Annotated in this window: 20 protein-coding genes and 1 pseudogene; all 21 read right to left on the reverse strand. The window is 42.8% G+C overall.

Annotated features, from left to right (window positions below; translation table 11 throughout):
- Positions 1 to 80 precede the first annotated feature (80 nt).
- The 21 genes and pseudogenes from MK403_RS08755 to MK403_RS08855 all read right to left on the reverse strand — a co-directional run bounded on the left by MK403_RS08755 (position 81) and on the right by MK403_RS08855 (position 20,883).
- Positions 81 to 1,667 carry a PIN-like domain-containing protein gene (locus MK403_RS08755; RefSeq protein WP_197905367.1) on the reverse strand — a complete coding sequence of 529 codons (1,587 nt, stop codon included), beginning with the start codon at positions 1,665 to 1,667 and terminating at the stop codon, positions 81 to 83.
- 10 nt (positions 1,668 to 1,677) lie between these two features.
- Positions 1,678 to 2,769, reverse strand: coding sequence for a 5-(carboxyamino)imidazole ribonucleotide synthase (purK, locus tag MK403_RS08760; protein WP_038806533.1), 1,092 nt, complete (start codon positions 2,767 to 2,769; stop codon positions 1,678 to 1,680).
- A complete protein-coding gene (purE, locus tag MK403_RS08765; protein WP_038806534.1) occupies positions 2,756 to 3,244 on the reverse strand; it encodes a 5-(carboxyamino)imidazole ribonucleotide mutase in 489 nt (162 codons plus the stop codon). Before purE ends, purK begins: the two co-directional genes overlap by 14 nt.
- Before the next feature lie 28 nt (positions 3,245 to 3,272).
- Positions 3,273 to 3,389: a phosphoribosylaminoimidazole carboxylase gene (locus MK403_RS08770; RefSeq protein WP_080639551.1), complete on the reverse strand. Its 117-nt coding sequence runs from the start codon at positions 3,387 to 3,389 to the stop codon at positions 3,273 to 3,275.
- A gap of 261 nt (positions 3,390 to 3,650) precedes the next feature.
- The gene (gene purD, locus MK403_RS08775) at positions 3,651 to 4,916 is read right to left on the reverse strand and encodes a phosphoribosylamine--glycine ligase (protein WP_268709622.1); all 1,266 of its coding nucleotides are present in this window, start codon (positions 4,914 to 4,916) and stop codon (positions 3,651 to 3,653) included.
- A 121-nt stretch (positions 4,917 to 5,037) separates the two neighbouring features.
- Positions 5,038 to 6,585 (reverse strand): bifunctional phosphoribosylaminoimidazolecarboxamide formyltransferase/IMP cyclohydrolase, encoded by a 1,548-nt coding sequence (gene purH / locus MK403_RS08780; RefSeq protein ID WP_038806560.1) that lies wholly within the window; start codon positions 6,583 to 6,585, stop codon positions 5,038 to 5,040.
- Between the two features lie 15 nt (positions 6,586 to 6,600).
- Positions 6,601 to 7,146: a phosphoribosylglycinamide formyltransferase gene (purN, locus tag MK403_RS08785; protein ID WP_038806536.1), complete on the reverse strand. Its 546-nt coding sequence runs from the start codon at positions 7,144 to 7,146 to the stop codon at positions 6,601 to 6,603.
- Positions 7,143 to 8,165 (reverse strand): phosphoribosylformylglycinamidine cyclo-ligase, encoded by a 1,023-nt coding sequence (gene purM, locus MK403_RS08790; protein WP_038806537.1) that lies wholly within the window; start codon positions 8,163 to 8,165, stop codon positions 7,143 to 7,145. The genes purN and purM overlap by 4 nt, the downstream gene beginning before the upstream one ends.
- A 32-nt stretch (positions 8,166 to 8,197) precedes the next feature.
- Complete coding sequence (purF, locus tag MK403_RS08795) at positions 8,198 to 9,640, reverse strand: amidophosphoribosyltransferase (RefSeq protein ID WP_038806538.1); 1,443 nt, start codon at positions 9,638 to 9,640, stop codon at positions 8,198 to 8,200.
- A gap of 93 nt (positions 9,641 to 9,733) precedes the next feature.
- Positions 9,734 to 13,459 (reverse strand): phosphoribosylformylglycinamidine synthase, encoded by a 3,726-nt coding sequence (locus MK403_RS08800; RefSeq protein WP_268709623.1) that lies wholly within the window; start codon positions 13,457 to 13,459, stop codon positions 9,734 to 9,736.
- A gap of 55 nt (positions 13,460 to 13,514) precedes the next feature.
- Positions 13,515 to 14,222, reverse strand: coding sequence for a phosphoribosylaminoimidazolesuccinocarboxamide synthase (gene purC / locus MK403_RS08805; RefSeq protein WP_038806540.1), 708 nt, complete (start codon positions 14,220 to 14,222; stop codon positions 13,515 to 13,517).
- Between the two features lie 167 nt (positions 14,223 to 14,389).
- The gene (gene comB, locus MK403_RS08810; protein ID WP_038806541.1) at positions 14,390 to 15,739 is read right to left on the reverse strand and encodes a competence pheromone export protein ComB; all 1,350 of its coding nucleotides are present in this window, start codon (positions 15,737 to 15,739) and stop codon (positions 14,390 to 14,392) included.
- A 12-nt stretch (positions 15,740 to 15,751) separates the two neighbouring features.
- On the reverse strand, positions 15,752 to 17,905 hold the full coding sequence (gene comA, locus MK403_RS08815; protein ID WP_038806542.1) for a peptide cleavage/export ABC transporter ComA: 2,154 nt from the start codon (positions 17,903 to 17,905) through the stop codon (positions 15,752 to 15,754).
- 166 nt (positions 17,906 to 18,071) lie between these two features.
- Entirely contained in the window at positions 18,072 to 18,266 is a 195-nt protein-coding gene (locus MK403_RS08820) for a hypothetical protein (protein ID WP_038806543.1), read from the reverse strand.
- 327 nt (positions 18,267 to 18,593) lie between these two features.
- A complete protein-coding gene (locus MK403_RS08825) occupies positions 18,594 to 18,800 on the reverse strand; it encodes a hypothetical protein (RefSeq protein ID WP_038806544.1) in 207 nt (68 codons plus the stop codon).
- 24 nt (positions 18,801 to 18,824) lie between these two features.
- Positions 18,825 to 19,013 (reverse strand): hypothetical protein, encoded by a 189-nt coding sequence (locus MK403_RS08830; RefSeq protein ID WP_038806545.1) that lies wholly within the window; start codon positions 19,011 to 19,013, stop codon positions 18,825 to 18,827.
- A gap of 80 nt (positions 19,014 to 19,093) precedes the next feature.
- A pseudogene (locus MK403_RS08835) lies at positions 19,094 to 19,306 on the reverse strand (bacteriocin immunity protein).
- 38 nt (positions 19,307 to 19,344) lie between these two features.
- A complete protein-coding gene (locus MK403_RS08840) occupies positions 19,345 to 19,500 on the reverse strand; it encodes a hypothetical protein (protein WP_000732133.1) in 156 nt (51 codons plus the stop codon).
- Between the two features lie 382 nt (positions 19,501 to 19,882).
- Positions 19,883 to 20,041, reverse strand: a complete 159-nt coding sequence (locus MK403_RS08845; protein ID WP_038806547.1) for a class IIb bacteriocin, lactobin A/cerein 7B family — start codon at positions 20,039 to 20,041, stop codon at positions 19,883 to 19,885.
- Between the two features lie 15 nt (positions 20,042 to 20,056).
- Positions 20,057 to 20,200 (reverse strand): class IIb bacteriocin, lactobin A/cerein 7B family, encoded by a 144-nt coding sequence (locus MK403_RS08850; protein WP_038806548.1) that lies wholly within the window; start codon positions 20,198 to 20,200, stop codon positions 20,057 to 20,059.
- Between the two features lie 446 nt (positions 20,201 to 20,646).
- Positions 20,647 to 20,883 (reverse strand): acyl carrier protein, encoded by a 237-nt coding sequence (locus MK403_RS08855; RefSeq protein WP_038806549.1) that lies wholly within the window; start codon positions 20,881 to 20,883, stop codon positions 20,647 to 20,649.
- Positions 20,884 to 20,887: the final 4 nt, after the last annotated feature.

A 20,887-nucleotide genomic window follows, 5' to 3' on the forward strand; every position in this document is an offset into this window, starting at 1 on the left:
TATTCAGTTTTGGTAAATACGACTACCCTTGTTCCTTTATTTTTTTATATTTTGTCTTTGTTAATACTTACTTTAAAAATTTAAAATAAATCTTCCTCGGAATCATCTTCAGTCCTATATTCTTCGATTTTTCTTCTTATAGGTTGAATTATCTGTTCATAAGTCTGAAGAGCATCAAGCAATTCTTGAATCTTCAAGTCATCCGTTGAAATATCAATTTGGTTTCTTGTTAGATCAATTAATCTACTGAGTCTTTGATACTCTCCCCATAAGTTCATAAATTCAGTGTTGCTCATATATTTATGATTCAAATCCATTTCTTCACCCAAAACTAGATTAGATTGTCGTTCTAACCCAATTTCAGTTGTATTGCAAGTTCTCTCACTTTCTTTTCCCATCATATGAGCTCTTCTATTTAAACGTCTTATTTTACTGTCTAGAGTTCTCAAGTCTAGTTCTAAATTACGAATTCTTTGGCTTAGAATTTCTGATTCCTCAGAATCGGCATTTAGCAATTTTTCTTCCAATCTTTTTATTTTGATAAGTGTAATTAGACGCTCTAATCTAATCTTATCTCTTTGATTTTCAAAATTAACATATGGCTTATTTAGAATAAAGTCACTTCTAGTAGAAGATCTATCACTCTTATCTGGCTCATATAATCTTACTTGCTCCTCATTTAAATCATTTGCAAGAGTCATAAATCGAAATCCATCAATAATATGTAACTTTTTACATAACTTTTCTCCCAAAGGAGCACTTTCGTTTATCGAGTAGCCTTCTTTAAGCTCATACATCTCGTTTAACATTGAAATGTATGGACCTACTGTTTTCCCTTTTACTCGATACAAGAGATCATACTTTTTAGTTGAATTCCCATCACTAGTTACAAAGATAACTTTTTCACCTACGTTATGAGCTCTAGAAGCTACCTCATGTAATATTTCTTCCCAAATAATATAGTCACCGTATTGAGTATCGTAGGAGATATTTGAATACGTTCTCATGATGCCTTTTTTTTCTTCCCTATCATTAAATCCAGGTGGAGTTTCATTATTATATCGCTTATCACCTTCTTCCTGAACCTTATCAAACCACTCCTGATTACGTTTTGGCGCTACTGAATCTCCTATTAATTCAATAACTCTAGCAGTAAGTTCGTCTAAATCTTTAGAATACTTTTCATCAATAGTTTGATGTAAATCTTTAATGATGTGTTCTTGTTTATCTAAAAGTTCCTGACGAAAACTTTCTAGCTTATCTTTAGTATTACTATGAATCTGTTCTTTATGAACTTTGTTATTAAGAAAATTGACGTTATCTTCCTTCAGTAGTGATTCACAAAGATTTTTATAAACTTTATCTGTTTCTATATGTAATAAATTAGATATCCGATCTTTATAAACTTTCACATTTTCTAAAGTCTCAATCTTTACTTTTTTCTTATTAAAATTAAACTCAATACCTACTAAATATGGAACAAAAATGTGATTCTTTACTTTATCAATTGCTTCGAGATATTTTTCTGCAATTTCAGTCGGTAATCTGAGTATATCTAAAAGAAAGTTCGAATCAAAAACGATTAAATTATTCTTTTCCCTATTTAAATCATTTACATCTAATGAATCCAAATAAAATTCTGGAAATAGCTCTTTCATACTTGCCATACATCTAACCTTAAAAATCAATCCCTTTCCCAAATTCTTCCACACTATCCGGCATATCACTAAACAAAGTCACATGTCCCATTTTGCGGTTGTGCTTCGCTTCTATTTTACCATACATATGGAGGTGGGCGCTTGGATTTTCTGCGACATATTTCTCAGCAACCTCGACGTGTTGGCCGAGAACGTTAAGCATGACTGCTGGAGCATGTAATTTTATTTCTGGCAACGGTGCTCCCAGAACGCCCAAAATATGAGTATCGAATTGCGAGAAGTCACAAGCTTCAATTGAATAATGCCCTGAGTTATGTGGGCGAGGGGCAATCTCGTTGACGATAATATCATCAGCCGTCGCAAACATTTCCACGCAGAGAGTTCCAGACAAGTTGAGTTGCTCAGCGATTCTCACTGCCATAGCTTTGGCTTTTTCAGCCAGACTAGCCGAAATGCGTGCTGGCACAATGGTCTTAGACAGGATATTGTTGCGGTGGATATTTTCCTGAACTGGGAAAACCGTCACATCCTTGCCATTTCCTGATACGATGACAGAAATCTCAAGGTCAAAATTGACAAATTCTTCCAAGACACAGTCAGCTGAATCTGCTAGTTCATAGGCTTCTTCCAAGTCTGCTTCTGAGCGAATGACCTTTTGCCCATGCCCATCGTAGCCACCAGTCGCCGTCTTGAGGACATAGTTTTTGGCCAGGTCAATCTCCGCCAAGTCTTGGCTAGAATTCACAACCTTGTATGGAGCCACCGTTACTTGGGCCTTCTTGGAAAGGAAGTCCTTTTCAAAGATACGATTTTGAGAAATGCGGAGCAGGTCAGTTCCTTGAGGAAGTTGTCCATCCCTGATGACAGCATCCAAACCGTCAGCATCAACATTTTCAAACTCATAGGTGAGGACATCGCAACGCTCAGCTAGCTGACGGAGGGCATCCACATCGTTATAAGGAGCCACGATGATTTCCGCCACACGAGAGGCCGGGCAATCCGCCGCAGGATCCAGCGCGATAACCTTGTGCCCCATGTAGATAGCAGAAATGGCCATCATCTGTCCCAGCTGACCACCACCGATAATTCCGATTGTTTTAGATGAGCTCATTTGTAGACTCCTCTGCGATTTTTCCTTGTTCTTCTGCGAAATCAGCCAACGCTGTCGCGATAGCCTGATCCTCTACTGACAGGAGACGGAGGGCAAAGAGTGCCGCATTTGTCGCACCTGCTTCACCGATAGCCATTGTCGCCACAGGCACGCCACCCGGCATCTGTACGATAGAGTAGAGCGAGTCCACACCGCTAAGAGCACGCGATTTGACAGGTACACCGATGACAGGAAGGGTTGTTTTGGCTGCGACCATTCCTGGCAAATGGGCTGCGCCGCCCGCACCTGCGATAATGACCTTGATACCACGACTGCGGGCTTCTTCGGCATGCTGAAACATGAGGTCGGGCGTGCGATGGGCAGAGACGACTTTCTTTTCGTAGGCAACACCGAAGCGATCTAAAACTTCAGCTGTTTTTTGCATGGTTGCCCAGTCGGATTTTGAGCCCATGATGATGGAAATTACTGGTTTCATTTCTTCTCCTTTTTCTTCCTTTCAACAATCACCTTAGGTTGTGAGGGACGGCAGCAGCCACCAAAGGTGTCTCATGCCTAAATCGGAAGCCCAAGGTCTTCCGATTTCCCTGAACGATTGGCTTATCATCCAATCGTTCATTCACAACGGCGGTGATTGTTCTATATTAGCTCGCTAACGCTCGCAAACCATACGATCATTAACGTATTCTGTGAATTTTTATTTTTCTTTTTAATAATGGTCTTCGGTGGTGGGGACGGAAGCGACCGCCTAAGGCTTTCCATTACTAAAACTGGAGCCTAGGTCTCCAGTTTTCCGCTCCTAGTAGCAAAGCTACTAGGAGTTCCACTACTGCGACGATTATTCTATAGTGGCTCGCTTTCGCTCGCCATGGAAAATATGTCTGTTAATCTTTTATGGCCTTGCTTCCGATATCTGTTCGGTAAAAGAGGCCTTCTGTTTTTTGTTGGGAGAGTTCTTGGTAGATAGTTTCTTGGGCTTCTTTGACGGTATCGGCTGTGGTAACTAGCATGTAGACACGTCCACCGTTTGAGAGCAGTGCTCTGCTATTTTCCGCAAACTTAGCCCCTGCATAGTAGGTGATGATGTCGCCATCGGTTTTAGCTGGCAATTCCACACCCTTTTCATAGTCTAACGGGTAGCCCTTGGATGCGACAACCACACCCAGAGTCACACCCTTGTCCGTCCACGTGATGTTCGGCTCCTTGCCATCGAGGATATCCGTGATATTTTGTGCAAAGTCAGATGTCAAACGAGGCAAGATAATCTGAGTTTCAGGATCACCAAAACGAGCGTTGAACTCGATAACCTTAGGTCCATCAGCTGTCAAGATAAGCCCTGCATAAAGAACACCAAGATAGGGGCGCCCTTCCTGGATCATGCCCTCAAGGACTGGCTTGACAATAGTGTCAACCGCTGTGTCAACCACGCTCTGTGGCAAGTGAGGAACTGGCGCATAAGCTCCCATACCGCCCGTGTTAGGCCCCTTGTCGCCATCATAGGCACGTTTGTGGTCCTGAGCTGTTGGCATGATGTAGAACTTGTCACCATTGACAAAGGCAAAAAGTGAAAATTCCTCTCCTTCAAGGAATTCCTCGATAACCACACGCGCACCAGAATCACCGAATTTATTGTCTAAAAGCATCTCGTGAGCAGCTTCGACGGCTTGCTCAACCGTCTCCGCAACGACGACACCCTTCCCAAGTGCCAAACCATCTGCCTTGACAACGATTGGAGCGCCTTTCTCCTCGATATAAACCTTAGCTGCCTCGAAATCTGAAAATGTGCCATAGGCTGCTGTTGGAACGTCATATTTGACCATGATTTCCTTAGCAAAATCCTTGGACCACTCCAGCTCCGCTGCAGTCCTAGTCGGACCAAAAGCCTTGAGCCCAGATTTGTTAAAATCATCTACAATCCCAGCAGCAAGGGCATCATCTGGCCCGATGAAGGTCCAAGCAATATCGTTGGCCTTTGCAAATTTAATCAACTTAGAATGTTCGGAAATAGAGATATTTACCAATTCCAAACCATCCAGAGGCATCCCGTCATTTCCAGGAGCTACAAAAACTTTTTCAACGTCTTTTGACTCAAGCAACTTCTTGGCAATCGCATGTTCACGACCTCCTGAACCTACAACTAACAGCTTCATCTTTCAACCTCTTTTGCGAATTATTTACTAACATTATACCACAAACGTTCGCTTTAATCTTGTTTCACTTAGCATTTTAAGCCAAAAAAGGAAAGAAACTGTTTTCTTCCCTTTTATCTTTTTAATGTCTAAAATGTCTCACGCCTGTGAAGACCATAGTCAAGCCGTATTTGTCCGCTGCTTCGATGGATTCTTGGTCACGGACGGAGCCACCTGGCTGGATGATGGCTTTGATACCTGCTTTGGCGATTTCTTCCACATTATCGGCAAATGGGAAGAAGGCATCTGAAGCAAGGGCAGCCCCATCAAGACGGTCTTTAGCTTGGTCAATGGCGATGCGGACTGAGCCCACACGGTTAGTTTGACCTGGGCCAACACCAAGTGTCATGTGGTCGTTGGTTATGATGATCCCGTTTGATTTGACGTATTTAATTGCTTTCCAAGCGAACTCAAGGGCGGTTGCTTCTGTCTCGGTTGGTTGGCGTTTGGTTACCACCTGCCAGTCAGCCGGGCTTTCTTTGACCACGTCTTGGTTTTGAACGAGGAGTCCACCAACCACACCTGTGTATTCTGCTTCCACTTCACTGGCATCTTGAGCGTCAAATGGCAAGGCCAGGATCCGCAAGTTTTTCTTTTTGTTGGTCAAAATGGCTAGCGCTTCATCCGTATAGCTTGGTGCGATGATGATCTCAAGGAAAACGCCGTGCATCTTCTCAGCAGTCGCAGCATCCACCTCACGGTTGAGAACGACGATCCCACCAAAGATAGAAACTGGGTCAGACTCATAAGCGTAGTCCCAAGCAGTCTCGATGTCATCAGCTTGACCAATCCCACATGGGTTCATGTGTTTCAAAGCCACAACGGTTGGACGGTCTTTGAAGTCACGGATGATACGAATGGCCGCATCCGCGTCACGAATGTTATTAAAGGACAATTCCTTACCGTTGAGCTGTTTCGCTGAAGCAATCGAATAGTCAGTCGGCAAGGCTTTTTGGTAGAAGTCTGCATCCTGTTGAGGGTTTTCACCGTAACGCATTGGTTGCTTGAGGTCATAAGTCAAGGTCAGTTTTTCTGGCTTGCTTTCTCCGACTTGAGCTGTAAAATACTCTGCAATCAAGGCGTCATAAGCCGCTGTGTGACGGAAAACCTTGGCTGCCAAACGTTGACGAGTTTCATAAGTAGTTTCACCATTTGCTGCCAATTCGTCAAGCACCACTGCATAGTCAGCAGGGTCTACCACAACCGTTACGCTAGCGTGGTTTTTAGCCGCTGAACGAAGCATAGAAGGCCCGCCGATATCGATGTTTTCAACCGCATCAGCGTACGTCACATCTGGTTTGAGAATCGTTTCCTTGAATGGATAAAGGTTGACCACTACAAGGTCAATCAATTCGATCTTATTGTCTTTAGCCGCTTGAAGATGGCTTCCAAGATCACGACGAGCCAAAAGACCACCATGGATATTTGGATGAAGGGTCTTGACACGACCGTCCATCATTTCTGGGAAACCAGTCACATCATCGATCGCAATGGTCTCCACACCAGCATTGTCAAGGACAACCTTTGTCCCACCTGTCGAGATAATCTCCCAACCGAGTTTTTTAAGTTCTTGGGCAAATTCAACAATGCCCGCTTTATCTGAGACGCTGATTAAGGCGCGTTTAGTCATGTTTTTTCCTTTCATTTACTTGTCCAACAATTCTCTAATAACCTCTAGATACAACTTGTACTCTGCCTCATGAATGCGAGCTTCAAAACTGTCGATGGTATCATCAGATAGCCGTGGCACACGGACTTGTTTGATAACCTTTCCTGTATCCACACCAGAGTCCACCCAGTGAATGGTCACACCACTCTCAGCAACCCCAGCATTCCAAGCGTCCTCAATCCCATGAGCTCCTGGAAATTCGGGCAGGTAGGCTGGATGAATGTTGGTAATTCGACCTTCATAAGCTGCCAACAAGGTTGGCCCAACGATTTTCATGTAGCCGGCGAGGCAAACCAAGTCAATCTGGTGTTCTTCCAAGAGTTCGACAAGGGCTGCTTCATAGTCTGCCTTGTTCTCAAACTCCTTTAGTTCAAAAGCATAGGACAGAATGCCAAGCTTGTCTGCACGCTCGAGCACATAGGCGTCACGATGGTCTGAAAAGACAAACTCTACCGGAAATTCTTCGGCAATCACCTGAAAATTTGAGCCATTACCAGAGGCAAAAACCGCTATTTTTTTCATTTGATGATGACACTTTCGTTTTCTTTCTTAACGATGCGACCAATTTCATAGACTGGTTCATCCAGCAATTCTTTGACACGACCTACATTTTCAGGGCTAACTGCCAACATGAGTCCAACACCCATATTGAAGATTTCAAACATTTCTTCATGCTTGATTTCACCGTATTTTTCAAGGGCCTTGAAAATCGGAAGCACTGGAACTTTGTCTTCTTCAATTTCCGCAGCCAAGTCATCTGAAAACATGCGAGGGACATTCTCGATAAAGCCACCACCCGTGATGTGGGCAATACCGTTGACCAACCCTTCCTTGATGAGTGGCAAGACAGCCTTAACATAGATACGAGTCGGCTCAAGAAGGACTTCCTTGAGTTGCTTGCCTTCCAATTCTGGCAAGACTTCCTCACCTGTGTAGTCCGCAAAGACGCGACGGACGAGTGAGTAACCATTTGAGTGAATCCCACTTGAAGCAAGTCCGAGAAGAACATCGCCTTCAGCTACTTTTGAACCATCGATGATTTGAGATTTTTCAGTCACACCGACTGCAAAACCAGCCAAGTCGTAGTCATCTTCACCATACATACCAGGCATTTCAGCTGTTTCCCCACCGATGAGGGCAGCGCCTGCCTGCACACAACCTTCTGCCACACCAGCAACCACTTGTTCTAGTTTAGCTGGTTCATTCTTCCCTGTCGCGACGTAGTCAAGGAAGTAAAGAGGCTCCGCACCTGCAGCGATGATGTCATTGACACACATGGCCACACAGTCCTGTCCGATGGTATCGTGCTTGTCATACTTGATAGCCAACATGAGCTTGGTTCCGACACCGTCAGTCCCTGAGATCAAGACCGGCTCTTTGACACCTGTTTTTGAAAGGTCAAACATGCCACCGAAACCACCTAGAGCTCCCATAACACCTGCGCGTTCTGTACGAGCCACGTGCTTTTTGATCCGTTCAACAACTTCATAACCCGCTTCAACATCCACACCGGATTGCGCATAAGCATTTTTATTTGTCATTTGTTTATTCCTTTTCTTTTATGAAGAATAGCTTATTTGTAAAAACTGGTCTTTTCATCCAAACTGCTACGATAGTCTTCCTCATAGTCGTAGAGAGGAGTTGGGTAGTCGCCGTCAAAGTAAGCGACACAGAGACCACCGTTCGGCGCATCTGTTTCAATACCAATCGAATCAATCAAACCTTCAACAGAAAGATAGGTCAGGCTATCTGCTCCAATGATTTGGCGAGTTTCTTCGACCGTATGATTAGCCGCAATCAGCTCCTGACGCGTCTGGATATCAATCCCGTAGAAACATGGATAAGCTAGCGCTGGACTTCCAATAGCAACGTGAACCTCGGACGCACCCGCTTCTTTCAAAAGCTGAACGATACGGCGAGAGGTCGTCCCGCGAACAATGGAATCATCAATCATCACTACACGTTTGCCTTTGACAACACCCGAAACGGCAGACAGTTTCATCCGCACCCCTTGCTCCCGCAATTCTTGAGTCGGTTGGATAAAGGTACGTTGCGTGTATTGATTTTTAATGAGCCCCATTTCATTTGGCAGACCAGACTCCTCCGCAAATCCCATAGCTGCGCTGAGTGAGGAATTTGGCACACCGACCACGATATCCGCTTCGTGCTTAAATTCACGCGCCAATTGAGCCCCCATACGTTTGCGGGCTGTATGGACATTGACACCGTGGATATTGGAGTCAGGACGAGCAAAATAGATATACTCCATAGAGCAAATCGCCAACTGTGTATCATCTGTATAGCTATCATACTGGATGCCCTTATCATCAATGATCACAATCTCTCCAGGCTTCAAATCTCGAATCCACTCAGCACCAATAACCTCAAAAGCACAGGTTTCAGAGGATACAACCACCGCTCCGTTTGCCATTTTCCCAATAGAAAGAGGGCGGAAGCCATTAGGGTCAAGGGCCGCAACCAACTTGTCCTCAAATAGCAGGATATAAGCAAAGCCACCTTTGACGAGACTGAGTGCTTCCTTGATTTTACCCATCAAGTTCGGATTGTGACTCCGACGAATGAGGTGGGCTAAGATTTCTGAATCAGAGGTTGAGCTGAAAATAGCACCTCTTTGTTCCAATTCTTTCTTGAGCGATTCGGCATTGGTCAAGTTTCCGTTGTGAGCCAGCCCAAACTGCATATCATGAAAGCGAAAGAGGAAGGGCTGGATGTTATCCACAGAAGCTTCGCCAGCAGTCGCGTAACGCACATGGCCAATCGCGCTCGTTCCAGTTAGTTTATCCAAATTAGCTGGATTTCTGAACACTTCTGATAAGAGCCCCATATCGCGATGGCGCTTCAATTGTCCTTGATCATTGGAGAGAATTCCTGCCCCTTCCTGACCACGGTGCTGAAGACTGTGGAGCCCAAAATAGGCCATTTTCGCAGCATCTGGATGTCCCCAGATACCGAAAACACCACATTCTTCATTAAGAGATTTTACTTCGTATGTCATTTTTTATACCTAATTTTTATTTGTGTAACACCAAGAGCTAGATCTACATGGCTTTTACATTACAGATATTGTCTATCGGAAAAACCGCAAATCTTATTTTCCAGTAAAGTATTTAACCGCCGATGCGAACAGGTGCTGGTCTTTATTTCCTGGGATGTTTTGGAAGAGACCGTCTTCATAACGTTCTGAGTGTCCCATTTTACCGATGATTTGACCGTTCTTGCTGGTAATCCCCTCGATAGCATTTACAGAACCATTTGGATTGTACTTAGATTCCATACTTGGTTTGCCGTCAAAGTCAACGTATTGGCTAAAGATTTGACCATTTTCACGGAGCTCTGCAAATTCCTCAGCTGTCACGACAAACTTCCCTTCACCGTGCGAAACAGGAATAGCGTGGATATCGCCCACTTGCACACCAGCCAACCATGGCGAGTTGGTATTGGCAATCCGAGTTTCCACCATCTTAGCCACGTGTTGGTTGGCATCATTGTAGAAGAGGGTTGGGCTAGTACTGCTGGCATCCTCGAAGTTTCCGTATGGAAGAAGACCTGATTTGACCAAGGCTTGGAATCCATTACAGATACCGATAATCAAGCCACCACGAGCGATAAAGCTATCAATGGCTGCACGCACTTTTTCATTAAGAAGGATATTGACAATAAACTTAGCTGATCCATCTGGCTCATCCGCAGCCGAGAAGCCACCTGCAAAGAAGAGAATGTTAGCCTTGTCGATATTGTCAACCATGGTTTCAACTGACTTGACAATGGCTTCTTCATTCAAGGTCACGAATGGCACCAAGTTGACCTCTGCACCTTCTTTTTCGAAGGCCTTAGCTGAGTCATATTCTGAGTTGGTTCCTGGAAATACTGGGATGTAAACCACAGGTTTTTCAATAGTTTCTTTAGCTTTGATGACTGCGTTAGAAGCGACAGCTGGAACTTCGTCCAGTTCTTTCGCTTGGGCAAATTCAGTTGGGTAGACTTCTTCCAGTTTACCTTGGAAGGCACTGTCAAGTTTGTGTCCATCTAGCTTCACACCGTTGACAAGGAGTGTAAAGTCTGTGCTCGTTTGACCAATCTTTTCCACTCCAGCGATTTCTTCAGGAGATGTGAAGACAAATCCGCCCAATTGTGCTGTCAAAGCTGTTTCAAGTTCAGGCAAGGTCACCTCTGCACCGATATGGTTCCCAAAGGTAGCAAGAGCCAAGCTTTCAAGGACACCTCCGTATTTGACAGCTGATGCAGATGTGACTTTGTGGTCAGCTAGGATGGCTTCAAACTGAGCAAAGTTAGACTTAATCAAGTCAAAATCAATCTCTGCAGAGAGGGCTTGGCCTGGAATGTAGTAGATATTTTCACCAGCAGTCTTGAACTCAGGAGAGAGCACCTTGCGGCTATCTGCTGTCGTCACCCCAAAAGCAACCAAGGTTGGTGGTACGGTTAATTCTTCAAAGGTACCAGACATAGAGTCCTTACCACCGATAGATGGCAAGCCAAGTTGGATTTGTGCTTCAATAGAACCTAGGAGAGCTGCTACCGGCTGACCAAAACGCTCTGCCTGCTTGTCCATGCGTTCGAAATACTCTTGGTAAGAGAAACGAGCCTTGGACCAGTTTGCACCAGCAGCCACTAAACGAGCAGTTGCTTCGATAACCGCATAAGCCGCACCGTGGTATGGAGACCATTCTGCCACATATGGATTGAATCCTTGCGCCATGACAGACGCAGTGTGAGTCACCCCGTGTTGAACTGGCAATTTCTGCACAGATGCCTCAGTTGGTGTGAGTTGGTAGCGACCACCAAGTGGGTGATTGACCGTTGAACGACCGACCGAGCAGTCAAAGATGGTTTGTAAACCTTTTTGGCTCGCATGGTTGAGGTCAGACAGAACCGCAAGGGTATCAGCTTCAAGTGTGTCAGCGCTTGTTGTGCGTTCTTCTGGAAGCTTGACATCCTTGTCCACAACCTTGGCATCGACAACGACACGCACACCATTGGTATCAAGGAAACGACGCTCCAAGTCGACAATCGTTTCGCCATTCCAGTGCATGACAAGATTTGGTTTTTCAGTGACTGTCGCAACCACAACAGCATCAATATTTTCTTTGTTACATTCGGCAACGAAGGAATCTACGTCTTCAGGACGCACCACAACTGCCATCCGTTCTTGTGATTCAGAGATAGCAATTTCTGTACCATTCAAGCCTTGGTATTTAAGAGGAACCTTATTAAGGTCGATTTCAAGACCATCTGCCAATTCACCGATAGCCACACATACACCGCCTGCTCCAAAGTCATTGGACTTCTTGATGAGACGAGTGACATCGCCATTACGGAAAAGGCGTTGGATCTTGCGCTCTTCGATGGCATTCCCTTTTTGAACCTCAGCACCAGCAGTCTCTACAGACTCAACTGTTTGAACCTTAGAAGAACCTGTCGCACCACCGACACCATCACGACCAGTTTTACCACCGAGAAGGATAACCACATCGCCCGCTTCAGGTTTTTCACGGACAACGTTGCCCTTGGGAGCAGCCCCAACAACGGCACCAAGCTCCATGCGTTTAGCTACAAAGCCTGGGTGGAAATACTCACGAACGTAAGTCGTTGCAAGACCAATTTGGTTACCATACGAAGAATAACCATGAGCCGCTGTTTTAGAAATGACTTGTTGTGGCAATTTCCCAGCGCGAGTTTCTGAAATTGATGCTGTAATGTCACCAGCGCCTGAGATACGCATAGCTTGGTAAACGTATGAACGCCCTGACAACGGGTCACGAATGGCACCACCGATACAGGTAGCCGCTCCACCAAATGGTTCAATTTCCGTTGGGTGGTTGTGGGTTTCGTTTTTAAACATAAGGAGCCAAGGTTCCTTGACACCATCAACGTCCACTTCGATTTCAACCGAGCAGGCATTGATTTCGTCAGACACTTCCATGTCGTCCAAACGCCCATTAGCACGCTCATAACGACCGAAAATAGTCGCCATATCCATTAAGGTTTGTGGTTTCTCCGAACGCCCCAACTCATCACGCATGGCAATATACTTGTCATAAGTCGCTTGCAATTGCTTTTGGAATTGAGAAGCTGAGAAATCAATCTGTTTCAACTCTGTCTCAAAAGTCGTGTGACGGCAGTGGTCGGACCAGTAAGTGTCCAAAACCTTGAGTTCCGTCTCAGTCGGCACGCGCCCGATTGATTTGAAATAGTCTTGGATAAAGAGCAAATCATCCACTTCCATGGCCATCCCTTGCTCGGCCTTGTAGCGGGCAAAGTCTTCTGCCGTATAGCTTTCAAAGAAAGTCAATTTTGGAATAGTCTTGTCTGACTCTGAAAATTCCTGCTTGGCAATCCCTGTCGTGATGTCCTTGAAACGAGAATCAACTGGATTAAGCAGGTAGTTCTTGACCGCTTCTAACTCAGTCGCATCAATATCTTTATTAACCAAGTAAAGTTGAGCTGTGTTGGCCGTCACGTCACTCGAACTTCCCAGCAAAAGCAAGGCTTCCTGTGAAGAAGCTGCGCGCTGGTCAAACTGTCCTGGCAAACTTTCAATGGCAAAGAATGCATAATTGACAAAATCCGCCTGCACAGCCGCTTCATCCAAGACATGGTCTGTCACCTGTTCAGAGAAGATGTGTTTCTCTGCAGGCTCAAACAAGTCCTCTGCCAAATCAAAGACATCATAAACTTGCACGATGCGAATACTTTTCAAAGTTGACAGTCCCAAGTTGTGCTGGAGTTCTCTTACCAAACTCTCTGACTTGACCTGAAAATCAGCCTTTTTTTCAACAAAAATACGTTTATCCATCAATTCTTATTCCTTTATTTCAGCTCTTGCAATATTCCTAAATGACCTTTAGGTGTTATTTCAATTCCTGCAACTTTTCCCAGACAACTTCGTAAACATCGGTTAGTTCTCCCAATCCCCTACGGAAAACATCCTTGTCCATGTGGTTGCCATCCGCATCCCACAAACGGCAGTTATCTGGTGAAAATTCGTCTGCCAAGATAATATTGCCATCCTTGTCAAAACCGAACTCTAGCTTAAAGTCAATCAATTTGAGGCCAATCTCAGCAAACCAAGCCTTCAAAAGTTCATTGATACGACGCGTTTCTTCCTTCAAGTAGGCAATCTGCTGGTCATCCGCAATTTTAAGGAATTTCACATGCTCATCATTAATAAAGGGATCATCCAAATCATCATTTTTATAGTAAAATTCGACAATCGGAGTCTCAAATGCGATACCTTCATCTACGCCAAAACGTTTTGAAAAGGAACCAGCCGTGTAGTTGCGGAGCACAACTTCCAAAGGAATAATCTCAACCTTTTTATTGAGTTGTTCCGTGTCCGAAAGTTTCTCCACAAAGTGAGTCGCTACACCAGCCGCATTTAATTTCTCAAAAATAAAAGATGAAATCTGATTATTTAACACTCCCTTGCCCACAATCTGCTCCTTCTTGACACCGTTGAAAGCAGTCGCCTGGTCTTTGTAAGTCGAAATAATGAGATTTTCATCCTCAGTTGTATAGATATCCTTGGCTTTTCCCGAATAGATCAGTTTTTTTGACATTTTAAAGTTCGCCTTTCGTATTTCTTTACTTCATTCTACTACAAAATAACGGAAATAGCAAGAATTTGCGAACGACGTCGGAGTTAGCTCTTTTTAATATTAAGAAAAACTGTAAAATCAAAACATTTTACAGTTTTAAAAGTATAATATTGCGTTAAAGACAAACATTATTCTCTATTCAAAAATTGATCCCAATAATAGCGCAAATAACTCTTCTTTCCTGTGATTAGTGTCAAACGTCCTTCTGAACCGTAGCGAAGTTTTTCTGCCTGTTCAGGAGTCAGACTTGTCTCCGCCTCTATTTTAAAGAAATTTCCCTTTTCAGTCTTGGTAGCTGTCGCATCAATATTCGTAATCGCAGAAACAAGAACGAGCTCTTTGTTGGCATCCTTGGTTGTGGTAAAGCGAACAGAATCACCTACTTTGAGCCTTGCAACATCTTTTGAACTGAGATAAGCCGTGAGTTTAGTTTTGCCTTCTTTTTCCAAGGATGGATAGAGTTGGGCTAGCAAGGTCCCCTCTGCAACCATTGTAGAATCACTGGTTTCAGGATTAAGGTGAAGCACCCCATCCTCACTTGCTGTAATTTTCCCCTTGTCCAGCAGACCTCCTTGGACTTTCTTACCCGACTCTGCTTCTAAAATTTTCTGATCCAAAAGGGTTAATTCCTGGCCGACTTTGACTAGGTGCTGAGACTTGAGGGATTCAAGTTGACTATCCAGTCCCGTTGCGTAGGCTTGTTGAGCCCCAGATCCCGCATACTGCACACGATAAGTAGCTAAACTAGACTCTAGCTGGGTGATTTGTGCATCCACCTGTGCAATAACTTGCGATTTAGCTTGCGGATCTTCTTCACCTTGGTTTTTATAGGTCTGATAAAATGAGTAGGCTGCATTTTGACTATCCAGTTGAGCTCCTGTTTCAATCGCTGACTTAGCTGTTTTGTAATCTCGAATTTTATCCTGTGTTTGGCTGATAAGATTGCCAATCTCGGCCTGACTCTGACTTGCTGCTGCATTCTGCGAGGAGATGCTGGCATTTTGCTGAGAAACATTACTTCTAAGACTACTAGCTTGGCTGAGATAGTCTCGAAACATCTCCTGGTATCCAAACTTATCCGCCTCTGGAAATTGATCAGTCCCTTCTTTTAAACTGGATTGCAAATAACCCAACTGCTTTTTTTGATCCTTTAACATCTCCAACTGATTGGCGTATGCTTCAGCTTGAACAGCTTCCGCCCCTTGCTGGTACTGAACGAGTAGATCCCCCTGCTTGACCAACTTGTTCTCTTCCAGATAATTTGCCACAATCCGTTGATTGCTAGTCGACTGGATGTTGGCAATGATCCGACTAGGTTCGACAGTGGCTCTGGTAGACAAACTAATCTCCTTCTCTGCAAAGACTGCAAATCCTAGCAGAAACACGAGCAGAAGCGACATAGGTAAAATCACGCGACTGGAAAAATTATGGTAACGACGATGGTAAAACTCCGCACTTTCTAAAAATTCTGGTTTCATCTTCTCCTCTTTCTAGCTATTCACCAAATGGGCGTAAAAGCCATCTCGAGCCAGCAAATCAGCATGATTGCCTTCTTCGACAATCTTACCCTGATCCAAGACAAGAACCTTCTCTGTCCGCTCAGCAATGGTCAAGCGGTGGGCGATGAAAATCAAGGTCTTATCTAAAGCCATGAGATTATCCACAATCCGCTTCTCTGTCAAGATATCCAGACTGCTGGTCGCCTCATCCAATATCAAGACAGGCGCATCCGTTAAAAGAGCTCGCGCCAGAGCGATTCGCTGACGTTGTCCACCTGAAATTCCAGCCCCATCCGAAGTTAATTCTGTCTGATAATTCAGTGGCATGCGCTCAATATCCTCCCGAATCTCTGCCAATTCAACCGCCCGTAAGATATCTTCCTGAGTCGTCCCCTCCTTGGCTCCAAGGAGAAGATTCTCCAAAATCGTTCCGTTAAAGACATAGGGCTGTTGAGGCAGATAGTTAATGTACTGGCGCAAAGCCTTTTTGTCAATCTGATTGAGATTGACACCACCCAGACTAATCTCCCCCTGACTTGGGTCGTAAAAATTAACCATCATCTTGGCCAAAGTTGTCTTGCCTGATCCTGAAATTCCCACGAAAGCCACTTTAGAACCTTGCGGAATGGTCAAATTGATATCCGACAAAACATCTCGACCATAGCCATACTTGTAGTGAACCTGATTGAAAGTCATATCTCCTTTCATCATCCTCAAATCTTCGACCGTTTTCTTCTCCTCAAACTCCGAAGCTACTAGATAAACCTCATTCAGACGGTTATTGGCAACCTGCGCTGTCTGAAGCTTGGTTTGCAGGTTGATGATATTTTCCAAAGGATTGGTAAAGTAAACGAGCAGGGTGTTATAGGTAATCAGCTGGCCCAAACTCATTTTCCCATCCATGACGAGAATAGCTCCCATCCAGAGAACAGCAACATTGAGCAGGAGCTGGGCAACTTTTTTCAGTGCCTTTTGCTGGCTTTCTGCCCGACTATAGGTAAAAGATTTTTTCAGATAAGCCACAAATTCCTTGTCAATCTTTTGATAGCGCGAACTTTCACTGGTCAAAGACTTAATGGTCTCAATACCGTTGATATCCTCGATGATAGAAGAAGACAGAACCGCATTGGCTTCCATTGTATCCCGATTCATCTTTTCAAAAGGTTTCATAAAGACAAAGATAATCACTGTATAGATGGGAAGGGCAAGCAGACTAATGAAAAAGAGCATCATATTTTGTGAAAACAAGACAAGCGAAATAATCAAAATCGTCGACACATCTAGGAAAATCGACAGAATGGTCGACGCTAGCGCGTCAATGATACTATTGGCATCTGTAAAACGAGATACGATTTCTCCTGTCCTGCGTGTCGCGAAAAAGGACATTGGCAGGTGAAAAACATGCTTGATATAAGACAAAATCACATCAATTGACAGGCGTTGCCCCAAAACAAGTAAGAGATACTCCTGAGCATAAGACAAAATCTGCTGGAGAATATAGACGATGACCAAACCAATAGAGATGATACCCAGCGTCGAACGCATCTGATCTGGCACATAGGTATCAATGATAGACTGCAGATAATAAGAACCCACAATGTTAATCAGGGTTACCAAGAGTGTCGCTAGTACGATATTGGTAATTAAGCCACGCTGTTTGAATAAGATGGGCAAGAAGGATAGGAGCCCCTGTTTTTTCTCCTTATGAGGTTTATAGTCTGGAGATGGCGCCATAAAGAGACTGACCCCTGTCCACTCTTGCGCAAATCGCTCACGGGAAATCTTGGTTAGCTTGACACCAGGATCTGGATCAGCGATATGGATGGTCTTCTTATCCTGACCTGTCACCACATAGTAGTGGAGCAATTTCCCTTCCTTGAGCACATGGGCCACAAAAGGAAAGGTCAAATCAGGCAGATCAAAGAGCGTCATATCCGCCTTGATAGCCCGCGTCTCAAAGCCAAGCTCCTCTGCCACCTTTACAAGCCCCAAAGCAGTCGTCCCATCCATGGTCGTCTTGGCCAACTCTCGTAGATGGGCCAAGGAGTAATAACTACCATAATAGCCAAAGACCATAGCCAAGGAAGCCACGCCACAATCCATCTGATCCACCTGGGGACGATAGTGTCTTTTCCCAAATTTCATATCCATCTCCTTTTTTCTAACCAATTCTTAAAAAACTTTGTAAGATTATTTTAACCAAACAAAGAAGAAATCGGAAAATTATTTCTGAAAAAACAATATTCATACCTGAACAGCACTTTTAGCCAAAGAAAATAGGCAGAACAAGAGTCCTGCCTAGAACATTCAATTACAGAGATTTCTTACCTTTCCCACTTCTTTTGTGAATGGTGTATAAAACGATAAAAGCAAACACAGGGGGCACCAGATAACTACTTTCACTCATTGTCACCTGAAATCCAAGAGTTGCTAGTATCGTAAAGATGAGAATATTCATTAAAAATAGAAAAATAAATACAATGAAGGATTTTAAAATCTTATTCATTTCGGTTCTCATTACTTTCTTTACTTTCTCTTTTGAGAATAGTATGGTATTTTACCGCTATGTAAATAATTAAAAGAAGTATAGGATAAGAAAACAGATCTGAAACTTCCATGAAATTTACACTATACTTTCCTAGTAATAGCTTATAGTCCATTAAAACTTGAATGATAGAAAGTACAATGCGTACTAGTAGAATCCCCCCTAATAAGATCACTTCTTTTTTAACATACGGATACCTTCCTCACTAAATGCAGATTATGTTTCTTTAGTCTAACACTCCAAGATTGCTTTTATGCTGGAGCTACAGAAATCCGACTCATATTGTCACTACTTGTCATCTTTTTCTTCACTTCTATAAAGTAAGATAAAGGTCATTAAGAATAATGAAATCGTAGGTATATCAAAATATTCAAACCATGTAGGTAGATGTATTTTGTTTACATCAGCTACGATTCTAATAATTAGATAAGCCATCGAGCTAAATAATACAATAAACTCTGGCCAAGCTTTTCGTAGCAATTGAGCGACTTTCATCTCAAACTCCAATCTGATGGTCCATCAATTCTCAATCTTACTTTCTTTTGTTTTGTACTTGTACCCTACATAAAACAATCCTAACAGAACAGGATAGGTTTCTGGATAAAACAAGGTATTGATCGGGTTTTTCAAAATCAAATACGTTGCGATATAGATAATGAGTGATACGATAAAATATCCCTCAGCAAATCCTAATAAGAATTTTTTCATGGTAGACTCCTATTTACCTGACAAGAAAGGCGGAAAAACTCCGCCATTTACATGCACAAAATCCTTTTCATTCAGATTCATCATTTATAGTTTTGATTATCTTTTGACAAATCTCTGCAAAAAATACCAAAATAGCCCGACGCAAGCAAGCCAACTAAAGTTCATTGCCAATCAAAGGATACTAATGAACATGTACGAATCACATGAAGTGCGAGATGCAGACCAATTGCCAACAAAGGAACTATAGTGGCTAATTTAGGCAAGAGTGTATTGAGATTAAGGTTGTGATTCATAATTGATTTCCTTACATACTTTATCCCAAATTTTTAGCTTAGCGTCTACTTCCTAGATAACGCCCATACATATAAGAAGCTACTCCTAATACACCCCAAGCTATTGCTGTGGAAGTAGTAACAATGAAGCCTCCCTCAGTGACAGATAAGTCTGCTTCTGTCATGATGTCAAATTTTTCATCCAGTTTTTTCATTTTTCTCTCTCCTTTTTAAATAATACTGGCTAATCCAATAGCTACTCCAACCAAAAGCCCTACTATTCCTGAAGCTGATATAATAATTACTGAAAATTCTTCTGAAATCTTCATTTATTTCTCCATTTTTTATTGGTAGTAACTAAAAGATGACTATTCAATAGTATTTGCCACACACTAACAATAGTTCTCTTTAAACCTTGTTTTTGCTTGAATCCAAATAACTCATCATTAAAATAAGGATCGGAATCCATAATTCCGAGCCTACATACTGATCAACTTTAAAGGTAATTACATTTAAATCACCTAGCACACAGAGTACTCCAAAAATGATTAAAAGCACGCCTATTAAATTTTTTAGATTTTTCATACAAGTCTACTTTTATCCAAATTTACGTTTTAAATCTTGACCAATTAATCGACCACCAAGGAAAATTGCTACTCCTCCAGCAATCATGGCTATGGTAATTAAGCCACCTTCTGTATTCATCAATTCTTCTTCTGTCAATTCTGTCCATTTATTTAAATTATTCATATTCATTTTATCCTCCTATTATCACATAAAGTATCCCCAAGCAATACCGCCAATAAGTAAGATACCTCCTACTACCACAGCAGTAACAGAACCCCCATCCACATCCATCAACTCTTCTTCTGTAAGAGCTACAAAGTTTTGTTCCATTTTGTCAAAATTTGCCATCTTTTTCCTCCTTTATTTCTATTTTTTAGTTTACGACTTCTAGCTCTTAAACCATTTTAAAAACCAGATTGGATAAATTACTGAAATCTTTTTTCCTTCCTTTTCTTCTCACTTATCTATTCGAGAAGTGATTTAAAATGAACAGGTAAATTTCATTTATTTTAAATACCATTTGATAAACCATGGCAATAAGATTGGTAAATGCATCGCGTAGTCTCCTTCCTTTTTCCTTACCTATCTATTCGAAAAACAATTCGAAAATGAACAACTATTTCATTTTTATTTTAAAAACCACTTAATGAACCATGGATAAAAACCGGTCACATACATAAACGTTCCTCCTTTTTTCTGTCTCATCTCTATATTCGCAATTTCTACAAAAATGTTTCAAATTTTTCCTTTTTCCTGCAAACAAAAAAACAACATGACTTGCATGTTGCTTTTTGCTATATCTTACCTTTAATAGTTCCGACCACATCTGCCACACTTTGAAGTTGGTCAATTTCCTCATCACTGATCTCGATACCAAATTCATCTTCTAGTGTCAAGACAAACTCCATCAAATCCACTGAGTCCGCATCTAGATCGTCTTTCAAACTCAAGGCCTCTGTTACGACAAAGTCCTCTCCCTGTCGCTCTTGGATAATGGTCACAATACGGTCAAAAATTTCTTTTTCTGTCATCTTT

The sequence above is a fragment of the Streptococcus oralis genome (genome assembly GCF_026782285.1).
GTDB lineage: Bacteria > Bacillota > Bacilli > Lactobacillales > Streptococcaceae > Streptococcus > Streptococcus oralis_CG.